Annotated in this window: 20 protein-coding genes; 14 read left to right on the top strand and 6 right to left on the bottom strand. The window is 73.3% G+C overall.

The annotated features are described in order from the left end of the window. Positions 1-56: 56 nt before the first annotated feature. On the bottom strand, positions 57-560 hold the full coding sequence (locus J2S59_RS05205) for a glutathione peroxidase (RefSeq protein ID WP_068120965.1): 504 nt from the start codon (positions 558-560) through the stop codon (positions 57-59). A 23-nt stretch (positions 561-583) separates the two neighbouring features. On the opposite strand from J2S59_RS05205, the gene J2S59_RS05200 reads away from it, so the two are divergent. Both J2S59_RS05200 and J2S59_RS05195 read left to right on the top strand, forming a co-directional pair. Further along, positions 584-3280, top strand: coding sequence for a DEAD/DEAH box helicase (locus J2S59_RS05200; protein ID WP_306824890.1), 2697 nt, complete (start codon positions 584-586; stop codon positions 3278-3280). Continuing rightward, on the top strand, positions 3277-4050 hold the full coding sequence (locus tag J2S59_RS05195; protein WP_181641935.1) for an SWIM zinc finger family protein: 774 nt from the start codon (positions 3277-3279) through the stop codon (positions 4048-4050). The genes J2S59_RS05200 and J2S59_RS05195 overlap by 4 nt, the downstream gene beginning before the upstream one ends. Here the strand turns inward: J2S59_RS05195 and J2S59_RS05190 are convergent. Beyond that, positions 4031-4603 (bottom strand): TetR/AcrR family transcriptional regulator, encoded by a 573-nt coding sequence (locus J2S59_RS05190; RefSeq protein ID WP_246360310.1) that lies wholly within the window; start codon positions 4601-4603, stop codon positions 4031-4033. The genes J2S59_RS05195 and J2S59_RS05190 overlap by 20 nt on opposite strands. A 31-nt stretch (positions 4604-4634) precedes the next feature. Beyond that, the gene (locus tag J2S59_RS05185; RefSeq protein WP_306824889.1) at positions 4635-5687 is read right to left on the bottom strand and encodes an aminotransferase class V-fold PLP-dependent enzyme; all 1053 of its coding nucleotides are present in this window, start codon (positions 5685-5687) and stop codon (positions 4635-4637) included. A 103-nt stretch (positions 5688-5790) separates the two neighbouring features. Between J2S59_RS05185 and J2S59_RS05180 the strand changes: the two genes are divergently transcribed. The 6 genes from J2S59_RS05180 to J2S59_RS05155 all read left to right on the top strand — a co-directional run bounded on the left by J2S59_RS05180 (position 5791) and on the right by J2S59_RS05155 (position 14136). Continuing rightward, a complete protein-coding gene (locus J2S59_RS05180; protein WP_306824888.1) occupies positions 5791-7377 on the top strand; it encodes a carboxyl transferase domain-containing protein in 1587 nt (528 codons plus the stop codon). A 162-nt stretch (positions 7378-7539) separates the two neighbouring features. Then, on the top strand, positions 7540-9495 hold the full coding sequence (locus tag J2S59_RS05175) for an acetyl/propionyl/methylcrotonyl-CoA carboxylase subunit alpha (RefSeq protein ID WP_306824887.1): 1956 nt from the start codon (positions 7540-7542) through the stop codon (positions 9493-9495). After that, positions 9492-10448 carry a hydroxymethylglutaryl-CoA lyase gene (locus J2S59_RS05170; protein ID WP_306824886.1) on the top strand — a complete coding sequence of 319 codons (957 nt, stop codon included), beginning with the start codon at positions 9492-9494 and terminating at the stop codon, positions 10446-10448. Before J2S59_RS05175 ends, J2S59_RS05170 begins: the two co-directional genes overlap by 4 nt. Positions 10449-10509: 61 nt before the next feature. Next, entirely contained in the window at positions 10510-11592 is a 1083-nt protein-coding gene (locus tag J2S59_RS05165) for a hypothetical protein (RefSeq protein WP_068121384.1), read from the top strand. Positions 11593-11602: 10 nt separating this feature from the next. Further along, positions 11603-12934, top strand: a complete 1332-nt coding sequence (locus J2S59_RS05160) for a hypothetical protein (RefSeq protein WP_306824885.1) — start codon at positions 11603-11605, stop codon at positions 12932-12934. After that, positions 12931-14136 (top strand): hypothetical protein, encoded by a 1206-nt coding sequence (locus J2S59_RS05155; protein ID WP_068121738.1) that lies wholly within the window; start codon positions 12931-12933, stop codon positions 14134-14136. Before J2S59_RS05160 ends, J2S59_RS05155 begins: the two co-directional genes overlap by 4 nt. Here J2S59_RS05155 and J2S59_RS05150 read toward each other — a convergent pair. Next, positions 14097-14801 carry an EcsC family protein gene (locus J2S59_RS05150; protein WP_306824884.1) on the bottom strand — a complete coding sequence of 235 codons (705 nt, stop codon included), beginning with the start codon at positions 14799-14801 and terminating at the stop codon, positions 14097-14099. The two genes, J2S59_RS05155 and J2S59_RS05150, sit on opposite strands and share 40 nt — an antisense overlap. An 80-nt stretch (positions 14802-14881) precedes the next feature. Between J2S59_RS05150 and aat the strand changes: the two genes are divergently transcribed. Together aat and J2S59_RS05140 are read left to right on the top strand one after the other, a co-directional pair. Beyond that, the gene (gene aat, locus J2S59_RS05145) at positions 14882-15553 is read left to right on the top strand and encodes a leucyl/phenylalanyl-tRNA--protein transferase (RefSeq protein ID WP_068125127.1); all 672 of its coding nucleotides are present in this window, start codon (positions 14882-14884) and stop codon (positions 15551-15553) included. Positions 15554-15616: 63 nt separating this feature from the next. Beyond that, the gene (locus tag J2S59_RS05140) at positions 15617-16192 is read left to right on the top strand and encodes a CueP family metal-binding protein (protein ID WP_068125129.1); all 576 of its coding nucleotides are present in this window, start codon (positions 15617-15619) and stop codon (positions 16190-16192) included. Between the two features lie 17 nt (positions 16193-16209). On the opposite strand, the gene J2S59_RS05135 is transcribed toward J2S59_RS05140, so the two are convergent. Continuing rightward, a complete protein-coding gene (locus J2S59_RS05135; RefSeq protein WP_306824883.1) occupies positions 16210-17076 on the bottom strand; it encodes an Fpg/Nei family DNA glycosylase in 867 nt (288 codons plus the stop codon). Between the two features lie 108 nt (positions 17077-17184). On the opposite strand from J2S59_RS05135, the gene fadD1 reads away from it, so the two are divergent. Beyond that, entirely contained in the window at positions 17185-18783 is a 1599-nt protein-coding gene (gene fadD1, locus J2S59_RS05130; RefSeq protein WP_306824882.1) for a fatty-acid--CoA ligase FadD1, read from the top strand. A gap of 88 nt (positions 18784-18871) precedes the next feature. After that, complete coding sequence (locus tag J2S59_RS05125; RefSeq protein ID WP_068125197.1) at positions 18872-20071, top strand: ATP-binding protein; 1200 nt, start codon at positions 18872-18874, stop codon at positions 20069-20071. Between the two features lie 123 nt (positions 20072-20194). Here the strand turns inward: J2S59_RS05125 and J2S59_RS05120 are convergent, their stop codons facing one another. Beyond that, positions 20195-21058 carry a TIGR03619 family F420-dependent LLM class oxidoreductase gene (locus tag J2S59_RS05120; protein WP_068117625.1) on the bottom strand — a complete coding sequence of 288 codons (864 nt, stop codon included), beginning with the start codon at positions 21056-21058 and terminating at the stop codon, positions 20195-20197. A 112-nt stretch (positions 21059-21170) separates the two neighbouring features. Between J2S59_RS05120 and J2S59_RS05115 the strand changes: the two genes are divergently transcribed. Next, a complete protein-coding gene (locus tag J2S59_RS05115) occupies positions 21171-22019 on the top strand; it encodes a glycerophosphodiester phosphodiesterase family protein (RefSeq protein WP_068117622.1) in 849 nt (282 codons plus the stop codon). Between the two features lie 139 nt (positions 22020-22158). Continuing rightward, on the top strand, positions 22159-22581 hold the full coding sequence (locus J2S59_RS05110; protein ID WP_068117619.1) for an ATP-binding protein: 423 nt from the start codon (positions 22159-22161) through the stop codon (positions 22579-22581). Positions 22582-22585: the final 4 nt, after the last annotated feature.

The raw sequence follows: 22585 nt of genomic DNA, 5'->3' as shown, positions 1-22585 counted from the left end.
CCTACGTGAGCGTTGTCGGCAGGCGCGCGCCACGACCCTCACGGAGGGGAGTGTGGTCAGTTGACGATGCGCTCGATCGCCTCGACGACGGCCGGGTCGTCGGGGGTCGTGGTGGGGGAGAAGCGCGCGACGACGGTGCCGTCGGCGGTGACGAGGAACTTCTCGAAGTTCCACTGCACGTCGCCGGGCTCGGTCGACTTCTTGAAGCCGCCCTCGTCGGCGTACGGCGCCTCGGTCAGCGTCGCGTAGATCGGGTGCCGGCCCTCGCCGTTGACCTCCACCTTCTCGGTCATCGGGAAGCTCACGCCGTACGACGTCGAGCAGAACGTCTCGATCTCCTCGGCCGAGCCGGGCTCCTGCTCACCGAACTGGTTGCAGGGCACGCCGATGACGGTGAGGCCCTCGACGCGGCTGTGCAGGTCCTCGAGCGCGCTGTATTGCGGGGTCAGGCCGCACTGCGAGGCGACGTTGACGATGAGCGCCGGCTTGCCACCGGTGAGGTCGCCGAGGGTGGCGGGGGTGCCGTCGAGGCGGGCGATCGGGGTGTCGAGGAGTGTCATAGCCGCAGCGTACGGTCATCGCCGTGAGCTTCGTTCCGGTCTCCGGCCCCGCCCGGCTGCTGCGCGCGCAGCCCCCGCGCACCAGCGAGGTGGAGTTCACCGCCGCGTCCGCCCACGGGACTGCGCGGGGTGACGGCCGGGTGGTCCGGCTGCCGATCAGCGCCGCGCTGCCGGTGCTCACCCGCGCCCACCGCCGCGACGACGTCCACCCCAGCGTCGCGCTGCTCGGCCAGGGCGCACTGCTTGCGCTGCGCTACGTCGCCGACGGCCGGGTCGAGCCGGCAGGGGCGCAGGCGTGGCGGGTCGGGCCGCTCGACGCCGACGAGGGTGAGCGCATCCGGATGCTCGCCGCCGCACGCACCTACGACGGACTCGACGCCGAGGCCGCCGAGGAGCTCGTGCGCTTCCTCCTCGACGCCGTCGCCGACACGATGCCGCGCGGGGCCCCGTCTGCCGTACGCCGACCGCTGGCGCGCACGCGCCGGCGGGTCGACTCCGGTGAGACGCCCCGCGTCCACCAGGTCGCCCTGACGCTGCGCATCGAGGCCGACGACGAGGACCTGCTCGAGGGGCGGGTGCGGGTCGTGCCCCAGATCCACGACGCGGGCGACCACACCGTGGTCGCCGAGGCAGCGCTGCTGTGGGTGGGAGAGGCGCCGGCGTTCAGCAGCCAGGCGCGCATCGACGCCGCGACCCGGCTGCGCAAGGCGGCCCAGGTGTGGGCACCGCTGCAGCGCCTGCTCGACCTGCGCGTGCCCGACCAGATCGAGCTCGAGCCCGACGAGGTCGCCGACCTGCTGGACTCGGGGCTCGCGGCTTTGCGCGAGCTCGGGGTCGACGTGCTCTGGCCGCGCACGCTGCGCCGCGACCTGACCGCCGAGGTCGTCGTCGAGCGCCGCTCCGGGCCGGACGACGCCCCGCTCCAGGAGGGGCTGTTCGGGGCCGGCGCGCTGTTCGCCTTCGACTGGCGGCTGGCCATCGGCGACGACCCGCTGACCGACGACGAGCTGGCCGTCTTGCGCGAGGCGACCACGCCGATCGTCAAGCTGCGCGACAACTGGATCGTCATCGACCCCGAGACGGCCCGGCGCGCGCGCAAGCGGCTCGCCGGCCGCAGCCGCGGCGTACCGGCCGGACCGGCGCTGGCCGCCGCCCTCACCGGCGTGGCCGAGATCGACGGTGCGGAGATCACCGTCCACCCGGGCGCCAGCCTCGAGCGTGACCGGGCACGGTTGCTGGCGGCGAGCAGCCGGGAGCCGGTCGCGGTCCCGGCCGGGCTGCAGGCCCAGCTGCGCGACTACCAACGTCAGGGGCTCACCTGGCTCGCCGAGCTGACGTCGTTGGGCGTAGGCGCCTGCCTGGCCGACGACATGGGTCTGGGCAAGACGATCACCCTCATCGCGCTCCACCTGCATCGTCACGAGGTCGCCACGGACGAGTCAGCCGGGCCCACGCTGGTGGTCTGTCCCGCCTCGCTGCTCGGCAACTGGGAGGCCGAGATCCGGCGCTTCGCGCCCGGCGTCCCGGTGCGCCGGTTCCACGGCACGCGGCGCTCGCTCGAGCTGGAGCTGTCGGTCGGCGCCGACCCCGGCTTCGTGCTCACGACCTACGGCACCGTGCGCAACGACACCGCGACCCTCGGCGCGGTGCGCTGGGGCCTGGTCGTGGCCGACGAGGCGCAGCACATCAAGAACGCGCGGTCCGCCACCGCCCGGGCGCTGCGGGAGATCGACTCCGCGGCCCGCGTGGCGCTCACCGGCACGCCGGTGGAGAACGAGCTCACCGAGCTGTGGGCGATCCTCGACTGGTGTACGCCCGGTCTGCTCGGCTCGCGGCAGGCGTTTCGCCGGGTGTGGGCGGCGCCGATCGAGCTGGGCCAGGAGCCGAGCAAGGCGCGGCAGTTCGCCGACCTGGTCAGCCCGTTCCTGCTGCGCCGGCGCAAGAGCGACCCCGGCATCGCGCCGGAGCTGCCGCCGAAGACCGAGACCGACCACCCGGTGCGCCTCACCCGTGAGCAGACGGTGCTCTACGACACGCTGGTCAAGGAGTCGATGCGACGCATCGAGCAGGCCGACGAGCATGCCCGCCGCGGGCTGGTCCTGGCGCTGTTGACCGGGTTGAAGCAGATCTGCAATCACCCCGCCCACTACCTCAAGCAGGCCGCGGCCGCGCGCACCGGCCGGTTCGCCGGGCGCTCGGAGAAGGTCGACCTCGTCGACGACCTGCTCGACTCCGTGCTGGCCGAGGGCGGCGCCGCGCTGCTGTTCACGCAGTACGTCGCGATGGCCGACCTGCTCTCCGACCACCTCACCAAGCGCGGTATCCCGAGCCAGCTGCTGCACGGCGGCACGCCGGTCCCGCAGCGCGAGCAGATGGTCGCGCGGTTCCAGGCCGGCGAGGTGCCGGTCTTCCTGCTCTCGCTGAAGGCCGGCGGCACCGGCCTCAACCTCACCCGCGCCGACCACGTCATCCACATCGACCGGTGGTGGAACCCGGCCGTGGAGGAGCAGGCCACCGACCGTGCCTACCGGATCGGGCAGACCAAGCCGGTGCAGGTCCACCGGATCATCACCGAGGGCACCGTCGAGCAGCGGATCGCCGAGCTGCTGCGGCAGAAGCGAGCGCTCGCCGACGCGGTGCTGTCGTCGGGCGAGGCGGCGCTCACCGAGCTCAGCGACGACGAGCTCCACGACCTGGTGGCGTTGCGGGACCGGCCGTGAGCCCAGCCGACCCCACCCTGGTCCACGACCGCTTCGGGCCCCGGCGCGGCGCCGTGCGCGCCACCACCTGGTGGGGCCGGGCGTGGGTGCGGGCGGCCGAGGAGGCGGCGTACGACGAGCGCGACGCCAAGCAGGGACGCACGATCGCCCGGTCGGGCAAGGTCGGCGCGATTGGGGTCGAGCCGGGAGCCGCGTCCGCGGTGGTCGAGGACACCACCGGCGCCCACGCCGTGCGCGTGGGACTCGAGCAGCTGCGCGCGGGCGACTGGGAGGCGTTCCTCGACGAGCTCGCCGCCCGCGCCGGGCACGCGGCGGCGCTGTTGGCCGGGGAGCTGCCGCACGAGCTGATGGAGGAGGTCGAGGCCGCGGGCGTCGAGGTGCTGCCCTACGGCTCGGAGCTGGAGTGCGTCTGTCCCTGTGAGTCCTGGGTGCAACCATGCCGGCATGCCCTGGCGGTGATCTACCAGCTCGGGTGGTGGGTCGACGAGGACCCGTTCGTGCTGCTGCACCTGCGCGGGCGCTCGCGCGCGGAGGTGCTGGCCGGGCTCAACGACCGCTACGACGCGCGCGAGGAGGTGGTCGTCGAGGACGACGATCCGGACGACCGCGCTGACCCGGGCATCGCCGAGGCCGTCCGGGATGCCGCCGAGAGGGCCAGGATGCTGCTCGGGCTGGCCGAGCACGCGCCGACCGGTGACGGTCTGGCCGACGCCGCCGTCGCGGCCTACGACGTCGCGGCTGCGGCGCTGGTCAGTCCGGTCGGTCGCTGACGTCCAGCGCCCGCAGCGCCATCCCCTCGAGCTCCGCACGCATCTGCTCGGTCGGCAGGTAGCTGCTGCGTGGCGTCGAGTTGAGCAGGTTGAAGACCGCGTGCGCCCGGGCCAGTGCGGTCTTGCGGTCGAGCCGCGGGTGGACTCCCCGCTGGGCGGCGACCAACAGGTCGACGTACTCACGCTGGAGCGCCCGCACCTGCTCGCGCGCCTCGTCCGGCAACGACGACCAGTCGCGGTCCTGGACGACGATGAGTGCCCGCTCGCGCAGCGCGAAGTCGGCGTGCCAGGCGACCAGCGCGCGCACCCCCTCGGCCGGCCGATCGGCCGCTCCTGCCCGCTCCCTCCCGACCCGCAGGAGCTCCTCGCTGATCGCGATCAGCATCTCGGCCAGCATCGCGTCCTTGGAGGCGAAGTGGCGATAGATCGCCGGCCCCGACACTCCGGCTGCGCGGCCGATGTCGTTGACCGACACCCCGTGGAACCCGCGGTGCGCGAACAGGTCCGCCGCCACCCGCAGCAGCTCGTCGCGCCGGGTCAGGGTCTCGCTCACCCGGCTCAGGCTAGTGGAGCGTGAACGAGCGCTAACCGACGTGCCCGCGCAGGGCGCGCCCCAGCGGTTCCACTTCGGCGACGGTGTTGTGGACGTGGAAGCTCAACCGGAGTCGCCCGACCCGTTGCGCCGCGACGACCCGGTGCTCGGCGAGGACGGCGGGGACGGAGGCATCGGCGGTGAGCGCGAGGATCGCGGAGCCGGGCGCCTCGAGCTCGGCCGCGGCACAGAAGGCCTCCGCCACCTCGAGGGCGTGGGAGTGCAGTGCTGCGTCCCCAATGCCGACCAGGAACTCCACCGACGTCCGGGTCCCCACCCAGGCGAACCACGCCGGGGAGACGTCGAAGCGTCGGGCGTCGTCGGCCAACCGGAAGGGGAGGCCGTAGATGCTCAGCCAGGGGTCGGCGCCGGCGTACCACGACGCAGCCAGCGGCCGGAGTCGCTCGACCAGATCGGGCCGCACCGTGAGGAACGCTGTGCCGCGTGGGCAGAGCAGCCACTTGTAGCCACCGCCCACCGTGACGGCGTACCGCGACGCGTCCACGGGCAGCCACCCCGCGGACTGGGTCAGGTCGACCAGCAGCTCCGTCCCGTGGCGTGAGCAGGCCGCCTGGATCGCGTCGAGGTCGGCGATCCGGCCGTCGGCGGACTGCACCGCGGCCACCGCCACCCACGCGGTGTCGGGTCCGACCCGCTCGGCCAGCTCGTCGAGCGGCACCTCGACGACGCGCACCCCACGGCCGGCGTGTGCGGCGAACGGGAAGCTCACGCTGGTGAACTCTCCCTCCGCCACCAGCACCTCCGCCCCATCCGCGACCGACGCGGCGACCAGTCCCACCAGCGGGGCCACCTGGTGCCCGATCGCGACCTGCTCGACCGGCACGCGGGCCAGCTCGGCGTAGGCCGCCCGCGCCGCGGCGATGGTCGCGTCGTAGTGCGGTGGCTCGGCGGTCCCGGCGGCCCAGGCGGCGTGTGCCTCGGTCAGCGCCTGCTGGGTCACCCGCGGCGGCAACCCCATCGAGGCGGTGTTGAGGTAGAGCGTCTCGGGAGTGAACTCCTCGGCGTACGGCCAGCCAGTGCTCATCCGCCGACCCTAGCGACCCCTGGACGCGCAGGTTAACGATCATTAACATGGGCGGCGCGCGGGGCCACCGGGTCTCGACTTCGCTCGACCGACGGGAGACAGCGTGAGAGAACTCGTCGACGACCTGCACGCCCGGTTGGCCGTGGTGCGCGAGGGGGGACCCGAGGCGGCCCGCGCGAAGCACCTCTCCCGCGGCAAGCTGCTGGCGCGTGAGCGGGTCGACCGGCTGCTCGACCCGGGCAGCCCGTTCCTGGAGCTCGCACCGCTGGCGGCGACGGGGATGTACGGCGAGCCAGGTGCCCCCGATGCCGTCCCCAGTGCCGGCGTGGTCGCCGGCATCGGCCGGGTCAACGGCCGGCTGTGCATGATCGTCGCCAACGACGCGACGGTGAAGGGCGGCACCTACTACCCGATCACGGTCAAGAAGCACCTGCGCGCACAGACCGTCGCTCGCGAGAACCGGCTCCCGTGCATCTACCTCGTCGACTCCGGCGGCGCGTTCCTGCCGATGCAGGACGAGGTCTTCCCCGACCGCGAGCACTTCGGCCGGATCTTCTTCAACCAGGCCCAGATGTCGGCTGCCGGGATCCCGCAGATCGCGGCGGTCATGGGCTCGTGCACCGCGGGTGGCGCCTATGTGCCCGCGATGAGCGACGAGACGGTCATCGTCAAGGAGCAGGGCACGATCTTCCTCGGCGGTCCGCCGCTGGTGAAGGCCGCGACCGGCGAGGTCGTCACGGCCGAGGAGCTCGGCGGCGGCGACGTGCACGCCCGCACCTCCGGCGTGGTCGACCACCTCGCCGACGACGACGACCACGCGCTGGCGATCGTGCGCTCGATCGTGGCCACCTGTGAGCGGGGGTCTCGACAAGCTCGACCGGCGGAAGGGGCCGCCCCAGCGCCGTACCCCACCGAGGACCCCGTCCTCGATCCCGAGGAGCTGCTCGACGTCGTCCCGGTCGAGTCCCGGACGCCGTACGACGTGCGCGAGGTGATCCGCCGGATCGTCGACGCCAGCCGCTTCCACGAGTTCAAGCAGCTGTACGGCGAGACCCTGGTCTGCGGGTTCGCGCGCATCCACGGCCACCCGGTCGGGATCGTCGCCAACAACGGCATCCTGTTCTCGGAGTCCTCCCTCAAGGGCGCGCACTTCATCGAGCTGTGCAACCAGCGCGGCGTGCCGATCGTGTTCCTGCAGAACATCACCGGCTTCATGGTGGGGCGCGAGTACGAGAACCGCGGCATCGCCCGCGACGGCGCCAAGCTCGTCACCGCCGTCGCCAGCAGCGTCGTCCCGAAGTTCACCGTCGTCATCGGCGGGTCCTACGGCGCCGGCAACTACGGCATGTGCGGGCGCGCCTACGACCCGCGTTTCTTGTGGATGTGGCCCAACGCCAAGATCTCCGTGATGGGTGGGGAGCAGGCCGCCTCCGTCCTCGCCACCGTGCGCCGCGACGGCATCGAGCGCCGCGGTGACACCTGGAGCGCGGACGACGAGGAGGCGTTCAAGGCGCCGATCCGCGAGCAGTACGAGGCCCAGGGGTCGGCGTACTACTCCACCGCCCGCCTCTGGGACGACGGTGTCATCGACCCGCGTGACACCCGCCGCGTGCTCGGCCTCGCGCTCGAGGTCGCCGCCTCCGACCCGACACCCACCCCGATGCCGGACTTCGGCGTCTTCCGGATGTGAGCTCACAGTGATCTGCGACGAAGGAGCAGAGCGCGTGGTGAGCTCAGGTCGAGCAAGCCCCGCGACCGCCCTTCGATACAACGGCTCCTCCGTCGCCGTCACTCAGGAACCGGAACGAGGTCGCGACGGGCGGGTCGAGGCATCGATGAGAAGGAGATGGACATGACGATCCGTACCGTCCTCATCGCCAACCGCGGGGAGATCGCCCTCCGGGTGATCCGCACCTGCCGTCGCCTCGGACTGACCACGGTCGCGATCCACACCGACCTCGACGCCGCCGCGCCGCACGTGCGCGAGGCCGACCTCGCCGTCGGCGTCGCGAGCTACCTCGACGTCGACGCCGTGGTCGCCGCCGCGCGGGAGTCCGGGGCTGACGCGGTCCACCCCGGCTACGGCTTCCTGTCCGAGCGGGCAGCGTTCGCGCGGGCGCTCGAGGACGCGGGCATCCGCCTCGTCGGCCCGAGTGCCGCGGTGATGGACGCGATGGGCCGCAAGGACGCCGCGCGGGAGATCGCCGAGAAGGCCGGGGTGCCGGTGGTGCCGGCGTGGGGGGTCTCGACAAGCTCGACCACCCAAGGGAGCGCTGACCACCTGGAGTTCCCCGTGCTCGTCAAGGCCGCGGCCGGGGGCGGGGGCAAGGGCATGCGGGTGGTCCGCAGCGCGGAGGAGTACGCCGACGCGGTGGCCGCGGCTGCGCGGGAGGCCGAGCACGCCTTCGGTGACGCGACGCTGCTGGTGGAGAAGTACGTCGAGCGCGGGCGCCACATCGAGGTGCAGGTGCTCGGCGACGACCACGGCAACGTCGTCCACCTCTTCGAGCGCGACTGCTCGACCCAGCGCCGTCATCAGAAGGTGCTCGAGGAGGCGCCCGCGCCCACCATCACCGAGGCGACGCGCGCGGAGGTCACCGGCGCTGCCGTCGCCCTGGCCCGCGAGGTGGGCTACTCCGGCGCCGGCACGGTCGAGTTCCTGCTCGACGAGGCGACCGGTGCGGCGTACTTCCTGGAGATGAACACCCGCCTCCAGGTCGAGCATCCCGTCACCGAGCTCGCGGTGACGGTCGCCGGGGCGCACCCCGACCTGGTCGAGTTGCAGCTGCGGGTCGCCGCGGGCGAGCCGCTCGACTTCAGCCAGGACGACATCCGGCTCGTGGGGCACGCCATCGAGGCGCGGGTCTATGCGGAGGACGCGTACGGCGGGTTCCTGCCGCAGGCCGGCCGGGCGGGGTTCGTGCACTGGCCGGAGGGTGTCGGCGTCCGCGTCGACGCTGCGCTCGAGCCCGGCGGCGTCGTGAGCACGGCCTACGACCCGATGCTGGGCAAGGTGATCGCCGCCGGCGCCGATCGTGAGCAGGCACGCCGCCGGCTGGTCGCGGCGCTCGACGACACCGCCGTCCTCGGCCTGACCACCAACACCGGGTTCCTCCGCGAGCTGGTCGCGAGCGAGGAGTTCACGGGGGCGGCGATCGACACGGCGTGGCTGGACCGCACCGAGCTGTTCGCCCCGTCCCACGACGGCCCCGACCTCGCCGCGGCGTACGCCGAGCTGCTCCACCACGAGGAGTCAACCGCCGGCACGGCTTGGCAGGCGGACGGGTGGCGCGCGAGCGGCGGTCGCGGTCCGGGCTACCTGCCGGACCTGGGCGGTCGCGCCGACCGCACCGGGCCGCGCGCGGCCGTCGTCAACGGCGTGCGGGTCGTCGAGGTCGCCCGCACCGACCATGCCGACGGGGTCGTGCGGCTCGTGCTGCGCGCGGACCCCCGCTACGCCGGCACCCCCGACCACGTCGCCTGGGTGCAGCGCCGCCAGGACCGGGTCGAGGTGGTCGACAACGGCCAGCGCACGGTGATCGCCCGCCCTGACCCGTTCACCGTCGCCCTTGCCGACCCCGGCGCCGGCTCGATCACCGCCCCGATGCCCGGCACGGTGCTCGACCTCACCGTCGCCGTGGGCGACACCGTCACCGCCGGGCAGCGCCTCGGCGCGATGGAGGCGATGAAGATGGAGCTCGCGCTGACGGCGCCCTTCGACGGCACCGTGGTGGCGGTCGGCGCGACCGCCGGCGAGCAGGTCGCGTTGGGCACCGTGCTCATCGAGGTGGAGGAGCAGACCGCATGACCGGAGTGCTGCGCAGGCCCGCGACCCACCCCGCGCCCGCCGTGGGGACCGATGCCGAGGTGACGATCTGGGAGGTCGGCCCGCGCGACGGCCTGCAGAACGAAGCGGGCGTGATCCCGACCGCGACGAAGGTGGAGTTCGTGCAACGCCTGGTCGCCGCCGGTCTGCCGATCGTCGAGGCGACCAGCTTCGTCCACCCGAAGTGGGTGCCGCAGCTGGCCGACGCCGCCGACCTGCTCACCGCCCTCGCGGCCGACGACGCGCTCGGGGAGACCGCGCGCGACCTCCCGGTGCTCGTGCCCAACGAGCGGGGCCTCGACCGGGCGATCGAGCTGGGGTGTCGCCACGTCGCGATCTTCGCCAGCGCCACCGAGACCTTCGCCCGACGCAACCTCAACCGGTCCTTCGAGGACCAGTTCGCGATGTTCGCCCCCACCGTCACTCGGGCCCGCGAGGCCGGGATGCGCGTGCGCGGCTACCTCTCCATGTGCTTCGGCGATCCGTGGGAGGGCGAGGTGCCGCTGCGCCAGGTGGTGGAGTCCGGCGTACGCCTGCTCGAGCTCGGGTGCGACCAGCTCAGCCTCGGCGACACGATCGGCGTCGGGACGCCGGGCCACGTCCGCGCGCTGCTGGCGGCGTACGCCGACGCCGGCGTCGGCACGGACCAGCTCGCGCTGCACTTCCACGACACCTACGGCCAGGCGCTGACCAACACGTACGCCGCACTCGAGGCGGGGGCGCGCACCTTCGACGCGAGCGCGGGCGGGCTCGGGGGTTGTCCGTACGCCGAGTCGGCCACCGGCAACCTCGCGACCGAGGACCTGGTCTGGATGCTCGAGGGACTCGGGGTCCGCACCGGCGTCGACCTCGACGCCCTCATCACCACCAGTGCGTGGATGGCCGGGGAGCTCGGTCGCCCGAGCGCATCCCGGGTGGTGCGGGCGCGCGGCTGACCGCATCGGTGCCGGTGGCACCAGGAGCGCCGCGCCTCGGGGCGTCGGGCACAATGCCGATATGAGCCGCGCCGTCTACCTCCACGTGGGTGCGCCGCGGACCGGGTCGTCCTACCTCCACCGCCGGCTGGCCGCCAACCGCGAGTCGCTGGCCGCGCACGGCGTGCAGGTCCCCGTGCCCGAGGGCCAGGCGGCCGCTGCCTTCGACCTGGTCGGTCGCCGCTACGGCTCCGTCGACGTGTCGGGGCAGTGGGATCAGCTGGTCAAGGCCACGAACCGGGTCGACGGCACCGCGGTGATCAGCTACGACGTGCTCGCCGGGGCGCGCAGCGCGGAGGCGCAGCGCGCGCTGGACGCCTTCCGCAAGAGGGACCTGCACGTGGTGTACGTCGTGCGCGACCTCGCGCGCCAGCTGCCGGCGGAGTGGCAGGAGAGCCTGAAGCGGGGGCGCAGCTGGACCTACGCGCGCTTCCTCGACCGCATGGTCGAGCGCCGTGGCGGAGCCGCTCGGCAGTTCTGGCGCAGCCAGGACATCTCCGACGTGCTGCGGCGCTGGACGTCGGGTCTGGAGCCGGACCACGTGCACGTCATCGTCGCCCCGGCCGGGGAGCCCACGCGTGAGCAGCGCTGGGACCTCTACTGCGCCGCGCTCGGCATCGATCCGGCGTGGGCCCCGGTCGACGTCGGCGAGGTGCCCGCTCCGCTGTCGATCACCGAGGCCGGCGCCCTGCGGGCGGTCAACCAGCGGCTGCAGCAGGTCGAGCACGACGCGATGACGCGCCGCCAGCTCATCCGCACGGCGCTCGACAACCGGCACCGCTCGCCCGGCGCCGGCGGCGGGCCCGACGACCGGATCACCCTGCGCCCCGACCTGATCGCCTGGGCGGCCGGGATCACCGAGGAGTGGGTCGACTGGCTGACCGGGTCCGGCGTGCAGGTGGTGGGGCGCGTGGAGGACCTGTGGTCGCCTCTCCCCGACCCCGACACGACGTGGGCCGACCCGGACGAGCCCGACCCGGCGGCCGTCGCGACCACCGCCCTCGACCTGCTCGCCACCATGACCGTCCAGGCCGCCCGCCGCCTCCCGCCCGGCCAGCCGACCGCCTTCGCCCGCGCTGCCCGTCTGCTGCGCGGCGCCGGCTGAGGAGCGCCCGATGACCGCACCTTCCGAGTCAGACCGCCCCCTCGACCACCCCGCGGCCGTGCGTGCGTGGGCCGCCCACCTCGCCGCCGGCGGCACGACGCCGTGGCGGGCCTGGCGGACCGAGCAGGCCGGGAGCGCTCCCACCGGCCATCAGGGGGTCATGTCGTCCGACGAGCGCGACCTCCCGGGGGCCGCTCAGCTCGAGGCCGTACGCCGGCTCGCCGAGCGCCGCGCAGCCACGCAGGGCGCCGCGCTCGAGGAGTCCCGGTTCGCGGTGCTCGCCGATCGCGTCCTCGCCACGCCGGGCCCCGGCCGCGGACTGCCGCACCTGCCGGTCGTCGCCCTCGACCCTGCCACCGGGGAGGCGCAGGCGCGCTCTGACGCGATCGGCGCGCGGCCGGCCGACCCCGCACGGGTCCCGATCGAGGAACTGCTGCGCGTGCTGACCGGGGTCCTCCCGGACCTGCTCGTGCGCGCCGCCCCCCACCTCCCCGGCCCGCAACCGGCCCCTCGCGCGGCGATGGGGACACCCCGCCGTACCCGGGGCACGGTCGTCCGCTTCCGCATCGCCGGTCCGCCCGCGGCATCGGCCGCCGTGCGCGCCGCCCTGCTCGCCGCCGGTCACCGCGAGGGGGGCCCCGAGTCCCAGGTGGTCATCGTGGGCCTGCCGGTCGAGGCGATGCTCGCCGAGGCGTGGGGGATCCGGGTCGCGCGGGGCTCATCGATCCGCTGGCACCACTTCCTCAGCAAGTGGACCGCCGACCGGTTGCTGGTCTCGGTCAACCTCCCGGCCCTCGCCCGTCACCACGCGACGCCGGCCAAGCGTGACCTGCGGACCCGGATCGCCGGTGCCCTCACGCGCACCCCCCCGACCCCGCCGCCCCTCGTCGTCCTCGCCCCCAGCGTGGAGAAGCTCCTGCCGCGCGTCGCGGAGGCCCTCGGCTTGCCCGACCTGCCCCCCGCCCCCCAGCAACCCAGCGGGATCGACGCGGAGTCCGCCGACCTGCTGCGGCGCGTCCACCGCATCGCCGGCGTCTCGCTGTCGCCGGAGCGGTGCGAGAGCGCCACCGCGGCGGGGGTCGCCCTGCTCGGCCGTCCCGGGGAGCGCCCGCAGCTGGCGGCCCCGGGCGGGTTCGAGGACCGGATCGGACGGCTCGCCCGGTCGCTGGCCGAGGAGCTCGGCGCCGACGCGGCCGCCGGTCGTTACGCTGTCGCCGGCGACCCGGCGCTGCTGGCCACACCCGCGGCGGTCCGGTCCGCCCCTGATCTCGGGGTCGTCCTGGACCGCGGGCTGGACCTCGTCCTGGCCGCGGCCGCTGCCGTGCCGGAGGAGCGCTCGTGACCGACCGCGTGATCATCCACGTCGGTGCCCCCAAGACCGGCACGTCGTTCGTGCAGAGCGTGCTCTTCGACCACCGCTTCGCGCTCGCCACCGAGGGTCTGCGCTACCCCGGCGACCGCTTCGACGCGCACTTCCTCGCGGCCCTCGACCTCCTGCAGCTGCCGTGGGGCGGGCTGGAGAAGGAGGCCGTCGGCGCCTGGGACCGCCTGGTCGAGGAGGTACGTCGCCCCGGCGCCCTCGCCGTGATCAGCCACGAGATCCTCGCGATCGCCACCCGCGCGCAGGTGGCGCGAGCGATGGCGTCGTTCGGGGACGCCGAGGTGCACGTCGTCTACTCCGCGCGCGACCTGGTCCGCCAGATCCCCGCCGAGTGGCAGGAGAACGTCAAGCACCGCCGCCGCGTCTCCTACGCCAAGTTCCTCGCCAAGATCCAGGACCCCGAGCGCAGCTCCCGGCTGGCGTCGTGGTTCTGGGGGGTGCAGGAGGTCCCCGACGTGCTGGCCCGGTGGGGCGACACCCTGCCGCCCGAGCGGGTCCACCTCGTCACGGTGCCGCGGCCCGGCGCTCCTCGCGAGCTGTTGTGGGAGCGGTTCGCCGGCATCCTGGGGATCGACGCCGAGCGCTACCGGCCCGAGCGCAGCCGGGTCAACGCCTCTCTCGGCGTGCCGGAGTCCGCGCTGATCCGCCGCCTCAACGTCCACGCCATCGACCGGATCCCACCGGAGGACTACCGCCCGCTCGTGCGTGAGCTGCTCGTCCACCAGACGCTGTCGCAGCGCACCGACTCCGCGCGCCTGGCGCTGCCCCCCGACGTCCACGCCTGGGCCACGGAGCTGTCGGAGACGTGGATCGAGGCGTTGGGCAAGCGGGGGTACGACGTCATCGGCGACCTCGCCGAGCTCCGCCCGGACCCCCCGACCGGTGACTTCGTCGACCCCGACGCCCCCGACGAGGCGCAGGTCGCCGAGGCGGGCGTCGAGGCGCTCGCCGTCGCGGTCGAGGAGGCCGTGCGGCTGCGCGGGGTCGAGCGCGACCTGCGCCACGAGGTCGACCGCCTGCACGCCGAGCTGCAGGCGGCGTACCTGCGCCCGACCTATCGGGTGCGCGAGAAGTTCGTCGAGTTCGCCGCGCGCAACCGCGCGGCGGCGTGGGTCTACGGGATCTACCGGCGCGCGCGCGGCAACAGCTCGCGCGAGGCGTAGCGCCCCACCTGCCAGGTCGCCAACGCGTCCGTGCCGGCGCCGACCACGCCGCCCACGACCGGCACCCGTCGTCCGACGGTGCTGGCCACGCGCTTGCCGGCGAGGCGGGTGATCAGCTCCGCGGTCACCTCGCCCGCCAGGGTCTCCTCGAGCGCCGGGTCGTGGCGCGGCGCGGTCGCCAGGGCCATCGGCGGGGCGGGGATGCGCTGCTTCTTCACCAGGGACTTCACCGCGTCCTCCCCGATCAGGCAGGTGAGGACGGCGTTGCGCACCCGGCCGTCGTCGACGTCGTAGCCGCGCACGTGCGCGATCGCGGCGATCATCCGCGACTGGATGACGGTGAGGCCCACGAGGTTGACCGGGATCGAGACCACCGCGGTGACCAAACCACCGATGTTGGTCGCGAACCCCTGCGCGCCGGCGTACTGCATGTGCTTCCTGATCAAATCGAGGATCGCCCGGTCGGCGTTGCCGTCGTTGTCGTGCAGCGCCTTCTCCGCCGCGGCGCGCGCACCGGTCAGCGGACCGACGCCCCGGATGGCGCGGTCGAGCGCCTCGTAGATGAACGACTCGGTGATGCCCGGCACCAAGCGGTGCGCCTGGGGGAAGGCGCGCCGGCCGAGCTGTCGTCCCACGACCCCGGCCACCCCGTGACTCTTCGGCATGGGGCCAAGCGTAGGCACGTACGGCGAACCCGGGGTGTGGTGTGCGGCACGCGTCAGGCTCCGCCTGCCACGATGAGGGCGTGCCCGTCGAACCTCCCGCCACCGCCTGGGTCTTCCCCGACCCGGAGACCGCGTGGGACGACGACCTCGTCGGGCGGGGGGCCGACCTCGAGCCGGGCACCGTCCTGGCGGCGTACCGCAGCGGGTTGTTCCCCATGCCGGGTGGCCGCGGCGGACCGATGCTGTGGTGGTCGCCGGTCTGTCGCGGCGTGCTGCCGCTCGACGGGCTGCGGGCGAGCCGCTCGTTGCGCCAGGCCTGCAAACGCTTCGAGATCCGGGTCGACACCGCCTTCGGCGAGGTGATCGCCGCGTGCGCCGACCCCGATCGCGACGGTGGGTGGATCGACGACGACGTCATCGCCGCCTACACCTGCCTGCACGAGCTCGGCTGGGCGCACTCGGTCGAGGCGTGGCAGGACGGCGAGCTGGTGGGCGGGTTGTACGGCGTAGCGATCGGCGGGCTGTTCGCCGGGGAGTCGATGTTCCACCGGGTCCGCGACGCCTCCAAGGTCGCCCTGGTGGCCCTCGTGGAGATGCTCGGCGACGAGCACGTGGGCCAGCGGCTGCTCGACGTGCAGTGGCAGACCCCCCACCTCGCCAGTCTGGGCGTCGTCGAGATCGACCGAGCCGACTACCTGCGCCGGCTCGAGAACGCGCTGACCCTCCCGCTGCCGGCGGTGTTCGACTACTGACGACCCGGACCCCCGGGACCAAAGCCCCTCGCCCGGGACCGTGCCGCCGCCGATGCTGGAGTCATGACGAGGAAGCTGTGGACGGTCGCGGTCGTGGTCCTGCTGGTGGCGCTGGGCGCCTGCGCGGGCGAGCAGACGGAGCGGACCGGTGACGAGCAGACGGCGTCGCTGCTGAGTGTCCACGGCCTCGACGGCATGGACGGCGCCGCGATGGTCGACCACCTCGACCGACTGGTCGGTGACGCGCGCCCGGCGGACCTGACCGCCTCGGTGCGAGCCGACGAGCTGCTGCTGTCCGCCGGTGATGAGGAGGTCGCCGTACCTCTGCCCGAGGACCGGTTCTACGTCGCGGTCGCGCCCTACGCCGACAGCACCCACGAGTGCTTCTACCACTCGCTGACCACCTGCCAGGGTGAGCTGGCCGACGCGCGGGTCCACGTGCGGGTGGTCGAGGACGGCACCGGTGAGGTGCTGCTCGACGAGGACGTCACGACCTTCGGCAACGGCTTCGCCGGGCTCTGGCTGCCGCGCGACATCCGCGGCACGCTGCAGGTGACCCACGAGGGACGCACCGGCGAGGTCGCGATCAGCACCGACGCGGAGGCGCCGACCTGTGTGACCACGCTCCAGGTCGCCTGAGCCCGGCTGGGCCGCCGCTACTTGAGGAACCTCGAGGTGCGCCGGTCCGCCAGCGGCTTGCCGCCGGTCTGGCAGGTGGCGCAGTACTGCAGCGACGAGTCGGCGAACGACACCTCGCGCACGACGTCGCCGCAGACCGGGCAGGTCTCGCCGGTGCGGCCGTGCACCGCCATGTGAGCCTTCTTCTCGCCCTTGAGGTCCGCGGCGCCGTGGCCCACAGAGCGGCGTACGGCGTCGCCGAGGGTGGAGCGGATGGCGTCGTACAGCACCTGGCGGGCCTCGTCGTCGAGGCCGGAAGCCGGGGCGAAGGGCGACATCCGCGCGACGTGCAGGATCTCGTCGGAGTAGGCGTTGCCGATGCCGGCGATCGTGCCCTGCTGACGCAGGACGCCCTTGAGCTGCGCCCGGCCGGCGGCGTCGAGGATCGCGCTGAGGGTCGCAGGCGTGAAGTCGTCCGACAGCGGGTCGGGTCCGAGCCGGGCGATGCCCTCGACGTCGGCGGGGGAGCGGACGACATACATCGCCAGGCTCTTGCGGGTGCCGGCCTCGGTGATGTCGAGCCCGGAGCCGTCGTCGAGCACGATCCGGGCGGCGAGCGGTGACTTGTTCGACGGCTTCGGCGGGACCTTCGGCACCTCGTCGCGCCACCGGATCCAGCCGGCGCGCGCCAGGTGGAGCACGAGGTGGACACCACCGGCCTCGATGTCGAGGAACTTGCCGTGCCGGTGCACGCCGTCGACGAACGCGCCGTGGACCGCCTGCAGCGGCGGGTCGAAGGTCTTCAGCGCGCTGAACGTCGCGAGGTCGACCCGCGCGATCGCCCGCCCGTCAAGCCGACCCCGCAGGTCGACGACGAGCGCCTCCACCTCAGGCAGCTCCGGCACACCGGTGAGTCTAGGTCGCCACGGCCAGCACCGGCGTCCCGGAGAGCGGGAGGTTTCGTCGTCCCGACCGGTGCGGTGGTGGCAGCGTGCGGCACACACCAGCGAGCGATGGAGATGATGTTGTCCGACACCTTGCAGAAGATCCTGCGCAGCCGCCTGGAGCAGGACACCCCCGCCCTGCTCTACGGCGACCGGTCGTGGACCTGGCGTGAGCACCTCGCCGAGGCCACGACCCTCGCCAACGGGATCATCCGCACCGTCGAGCCGGTGACCGAGGGCGAGCGCCTCCACGTGGGGACGCTGCTGGGCAACACCCCCGACATGGCCCGCGCGCTCGCCGCCGCCGGACTCGGCGGGTTCGTGCTGTGCTGCATCAACGACACCCGGCGCGGCGCGGGCCTGGCCTCTGACGTACGCCGCTCGAACTGCGCACTGCTCCTCACCGACGCCGAGCACCGGCCGCTGCTCGACGGGCTCGACCTCGGCGACACCCGCGTCATCGAGGTCGGCACCGACGAGCACGCGGCGCTGCTCGCCCGGGGTGAGGGGGAGCTGCAGCCGCTGAAGGAGATCGACCCGTTCGACACCTTCGCGCTGGTCTTCACCTCCGGCACCTCGGGTGACCCGAAGGCCGTGCAGATGAACAGCTTCATGCTGATCATGGGGCCGAGCATGCTCGTGGAGAGGTTCGGCCTGACTCCGGCGGACGTCTGCTACGTCTCGATGCCGATGTTCCACTCCAACGGCCTGATGGCCGGCTGGGCGGTGGCCCTGAGCGCCGGGGCCGCGATGGCCGTGGCCACGTTCAGCGCGTCGCGCTTCCTGGCCGACGTGCGCCACTACGGCGCGACGTACATGAACTACGTCGGCACCCCGCTCGCCTACATCCTCGCCACGCCCGAGCAGCCCGACGACGCCGACACCCCGCTGCGGGCCGCGTTCGGCAACGAGGCCCGCGACCGCGACATCGAGGAGTTCGGCCGCCGGTTCGGGTGCGAGGTGTACGACGCCTTCGGCTCCACCGAGGGGGCGATCATCATCACCCGCGTCGATGGCACCCCGCGGGGGTCGATCGGGCAGCCCTACGAAGGGGTCGCGGTCTACAACTCCGAGACGATCGAGGAGTGCCCGCGCGCGGAGTTCGACGACAACGGCGCCCTGCTCAACCCGGACGAGGCCATCGGCGAGCTGGTCAACACCCAGGGTGCCGGGTGGTTCCGCGGCTACTACAACAACGAGGCCGCGGACGCGGAGCGCATGCGACACGGGATGTACTGGAGCGGCGACCTCGCCTACCGCGACGCCGACGGCTTCGTCTATCTCGCCGGCCGCACCGCCGACTGGATGCGCGTGCAGGGGGAGAACCTCGCCGCGGCGCCGATCGAGCGGGTGCTCATGCGGTTGCCCGCCCTGAACCGGGTCGCGGTCTACGCGGTGCGCGGCGAGCAGGTCGGCGACGAGGTGATGGCCGCGATGGTCCTCAACGACGGCGCCTCGCTCACGCCCGAGGAGCTCGAGGACTTCCTCGCCCAGCAGCCCGACCTGTCGCCCAAGGCGTGGCCGCGCTACGTCCGCCTGGAGGACGAGCTGCCCATCACCGCGACCAACAAGATCCTCAAGCGGCAGCTGGTCTCCGAGGGGGCGCGCACCGACGGTGGCCGGCTCTGGATGCGCGAGGAGCGGGGGACGACGTACGCCGTGTGCTGACGCGGGGCAGCCGGTCGGTCGCGACACGCCGCTAGGTCTCGCTACGTCAATCTAGGGAAGTTCCTAGAGTCCGGAATATCGTCCGATCGTGGACCCGATCCGGAACCCCTACGCCCCAGGCGCCGGCCAGCGCCCGCCCGAGCTGGCCGGTCGCGACCGCGAGCTCGAGCAGTTCGAGGTCACGCTCGAGCGGGTCGCCGCCGGGCGACCCGAGCGGTCGATGGTGCTGTCCGGGCTGCGCGGCGTCGGCAAGACGGTGCTGCTCAACGCCCTGCGCGGCCAGGCGGTGCAGCGGGCGTGGGGGACCGGGAAGATCGAGGCGCGCCCCGACCAGTCGCTGCGCATCCCGATCGCCCAGGCCGTCCACGCGGCGATCCGGGAGCTCGGTCACCGCCACCGCGACCCCGACCACGTCGACGCCGTCGCCGGCGTGCTGGTCGCGTTCGCCCAGCAGACGCCGCTGGAGGAGCGCAAGAAGGTGCGCTGGCGTCCGCCCGTCGACGTCACCGCGGCCCGCGGCCGGGCGGACTCCGGCGACCTCGAGCTCGACCTGCTCGAGCTCTTCACCGACACCGCCGAGCTCGCCGGCGACCTCGGGGTCGGCATCGCACTGTTCATCGACGAGATGCAGGACGTCGCGCCTGCCGAGCTCGCGGCGCTCTGCGGTGCCTGTCACGAGATCAGCCAGCAGGGTGCGCCGCTGCTCGTCGTCGGCGCGGGGCTCCCGCACCTGCCCGTCGCGCTGGCGGCCGCGAAGTCGTACGCCGAGCGGCTCTTCCGCTACGTCACGGTCGACCGGCTCCCACGGCCGATGGCCGACCGTGCGCTCACCGTGCCTGCCGCGACCGAGGGCGTGCAGATCACTCCCGAGGCGCTCGACGAGCTCTACCGGCTGACCGACGGCTACCCCTACTTCGTGCAGGCCTACGGCAAGGTCACCTGGGACGCCGCGCTCGAGGACCCGATCACCGTCGACGACGTCCACGCCGCCGCCCCGGAGGCCGAGGCGGAGCTCGCCGTCGGGTTCTTCGGCGCCCGCTACGACCGCGCCACCCCGGCCGAGCGCGACTACATGGCCGCCATGGCCGACCTCGGCGGCGGCACCGACGCGCCGTACGACGGCCCGGTCGCCACCGCCGCGATCGCCACGACCCTCGGCCGCAAGCCGCAGTCGCTCTCACCCGCCCGCGACGGGCTGATCAAGAAGGGACTCGTCTACTCCGCCGAGCGCGGCACCGTCGCCTTCACCGTCCCCCACTTCGGGAAGTTCCTCCGGGCACAGCGCTGAGGCGGCAGCGAAATCACTACACGTGTAGTGAACTCACCGCTGTGTAGGCGTTCCAGTCGGCGTGTCGCGTAAGTTCGCTACACGTGTAGCGAAACCTGTGGCGGGTGTGACTCGCGCCGGGGGTCAGGCGGGGGCGATGCCGTTGTCGGCGGCGAAGCGTTGGAGCCCGTCGAGCTTCTGGTCGAGGGTGACGTCGCGGCCGTGGTAGTAGGCCCACGGCATGGTGAGGAGGGCGGTGACGCCGGCCTCCGCGGCGGCGGCGAACTGCTCGGGGAGGAAGGCGTCGGCGAGCGAGGCGAGGACGGTCAGCGGTTCGTCGGCGCGACCAGCCTCGGCGCGCAGCTCTCGGATCCGGCCGATGCCCGCGACGACCTGCTCGGTGGTGAGCAGGTCGGCGATCCACCCGTCGTTGCGGGCCGCGCGTCGGTACGCCGCCTCGCTCCACCCGCCGGCGTACACCGGGATCGGCGGCGGGGTCGGCTCCATCTCCAGCTTGGGGGTGGGGAAGTGCTCGCCGTCGTGCTCGGTCCAGCCCGGGGACCACAGCTTGCGCAGCAGCGTGATCATCTCGTCGGTGCGGGCGCCGCGCTGGGCGAACGGCGCGCCGAGCAGGGCGAACTCGTCCTTGCTCCAGCCGACCCCCACGCCGAGCGCGACCCGGCCACCGCCGATCACGGCGGCGGTGCTGATGGCCTTCGCGACGGAGTAGGGGTCGCGCAGGGCCGCGACATACACCGAGGTCACGAACCGCAGTCGCGTCGTCCGCGCGGCCATCGCCCCGATCAGCACCCACGGGTCGGGCCAGGGCGTGAACTCCGGCCAGCGCCGCGAGCCGTCCTCGGTGTAGGGGTACGGCGTCGACAGCGTGTGCAGGTTGACGACGTGGTCCGGCACGCCCATCCCGGTGTAGCCGAGCTCCTCGGCGGCCTCGGCCAGCACGAGGCAGTCGGCGAGGTCGGTGAACGCCGTGGCGACGTAGAACTCCACGCAGGTCTCCAGACGGTGGGAGCGGGTCGGTGCGGGCCGACGTGCAGAGCGCACGGTCCGACCCGCGGGCACGTTAACCCGCTCCCGGCGTACGCGATGCCAGAATGGGCGGATGGCCGCAGCGTTGAGCCGCCGGGGCGCGAGTGCGCCCGGGTCGCGCCGACCGCAGGTGGTCGCGCACCGCGGCTCCAGCCACGTCAAGGCCGAGCACACCCTCGGCGCCTACCTCGCCGCCCTCGACGAGGGTGCCGAGGGGCTGGAGTGCGACGTGCGGCTCACCGCCGACGGCCACCTGGTCTGCGTGCACGACCGCGACCTGCGGCGTACGGCGCAGCAGCGCGGCGTGGTGTCGACGATGCGTCTGGCCGATCTCGACGACCTCGACTTCGCCCAGTGGAAGAACCCGTGGGCCGACCTCGACGACGAGGCACCGGAGATCGACGAGAGCCACCACAAGGTGCTGACCCTGCGCAAGCTGATGGAGACGGTCGCCGACTACGACCGACGGGTGGAGCTGGCGATCGAGACCAAGCACCCCACCCGGTACGCCGGACTCGTCGAGCGCCGCCTGGTCGAGCTGCTCGCGGAGTTCGGGTGGGCCGGCAAGGACGCGCCGGTGCGCGTCATGAGCTTCTCCTGGCTGGCGATGACCCGGGTACGCCGCCTCGCGCCCGACGTCGAGGTGGTGTTCCTGCTCGACAAGGCCTACGCGTGGCGGTTCAGCGCAGCGATCCGCGAGCAGGACTGGATCGCCGGGCCGGGCATCGAGCTGTTGCGCGAGCAACCGCGCCTGGCACGACGGATGGCCAGGGACGGACTGCGCATGCACGTCTGGACCGTCAACACCGCCGAGGACCTCGACCTCTGCCGTTCGCTGGGCGTGGAGGCCGTGATCACCGACCGGCCCCGGCTGGCGCTCGAGCACTACGGGGTGGCCCAGGACGAGCGGCCGCCGGCGTGAGGTCCACCACATCGGCCGCGACCCGTGAGATCCTGCCTACGGCTGGCGGGCGCACGGAGTTTCATGCCTGCAGGGGCCGGGAACCTTCCCAGTGCGCTCGACTCTTCCCCCCGGACCCGACATCGACAAGGAGGCTGTGATGGGTACCGCCACCCGCGCTGTCACGCCGGTGTCGATGCAACTCCCCTTCGCACCCGCCGCGGTGTCGGAGGCCCGACGCGCCCTGCGGTCGTGGCTCAAGGACGCCGACGTCGATGACGACTTCGCCTACGACGCACGACTGATCATCTCCGAGCTCGTCGGCAACGCCGTGCGGCACGCGGAGCCCCTGCCCGGTGACGTCCTCACCGTGGCGTGGGAGATCAACCGCCGGGGACTCCAGATCTCGGTCACCGACGGTGGTACCGCCGACCGCGTGCGCAGCCGCCCGCGGCGTGTCCCGGCAGCCCCGACCGACACCAGCGGGCGTGGGATGGCGATCGTCGAGACGCTCGCGGCTCGCTGGTGGACCGAGCGCGGCAGCACCCGCACCACGGTGCACGCGGTCGTCCCGATCGACTGAACCC

The sequence above is a fragment of the Nocardioides massiliensis genome (genome assembly GCF_030811215.1).
In the GTDB taxonomy this organism is placed as follows: Bacteria; Actinomycetota; Actinomycetes; order Propionibacteriales; family Nocardioidaceae; genus Nocardioides_A; species Nocardioides_A massiliensis.
This window is presented reverse-complemented; position numbering and strand designations above follow the sequence as displayed.

Bases quoted from the DNA above. Each gene is read 5' to 3' on its own strand.
- J2S59_RS05205 (WP_068120965.1), bottom strand. From the start codon at position 560: ATGACACTCCTCGACACCCCGATCGCCCGCCTCGACGGCACCCCCGCC.
- J2S59_RS05185 (WP_306824889.1), bottom strand. From the start codon at position 5,687: ATGAGCACTGGCTGGCCGTACGCCGAGGAGTTCACTCCCGAGACGCTC.
- J2S59_RS05175 (WP_306824887.1), top strand. From the start codon at position 7,540: ATGACGATCCGTACCGTCCTCATCGCCAACCGCGGGGAGATCGCCCTC.
- J2S59_RS05170 (WP_306824886.1), top strand. From the start codon at position 9,492: ATGACCGGAGTGCTGCGCAGGCCCGCGACCCACCCCGCGCCCGCCGTG.
- J2S59_RS05165 (WP_068121384.1), top strand. From the start codon at position 10,510: ATGAGCCGCGCCGTCTACCTCCACGTGGGTGCGCCGCGGACCGGGTCG.
- J2S59_RS05160 (WP_306824885.1), top strand. From the start codon at position 11,603: ATGACCGCACCTTCCGAGTCAGACCGCCCCCTCGACCACCCCGCGGCC.
- J2S59_RS05150 (WP_306824884.1), bottom strand. From the start codon at position 14,801: ATGCCGAAGAGTCACGGGGTGGCCGGGGTCGTGGGACGACAGCTCGGC.
- J2S59_RS05140 (WP_068125129.1), top strand. From the start codon at position 15,617: ATGACGAGGAAGCTGTGGACGGTCGCGGTCGTGGTCCTGCTGGTGGCG.
- fadD1 (WP_306824882.1), top strand. From the start codon at position 17,185: ATGGAGATGATGTTGTCCGACACCTTGCAGAAGATCCTGCGCAGCCGC.
- J2S59_RS05115 (WP_068117622.1), top strand. From the start codon at position 21,171: ATGGCCGCAGCGTTGAGCCGCCGGGGCGCGAGTGCGCCCGGGTCGCGC.
- J2S59_RS05110 (WP_068117619.1), top strand. From the start codon at position 22,159: ATGGGTACCGCCACCCGCGCTGTCACGCCGGTGTCGATGCAACTCCCC.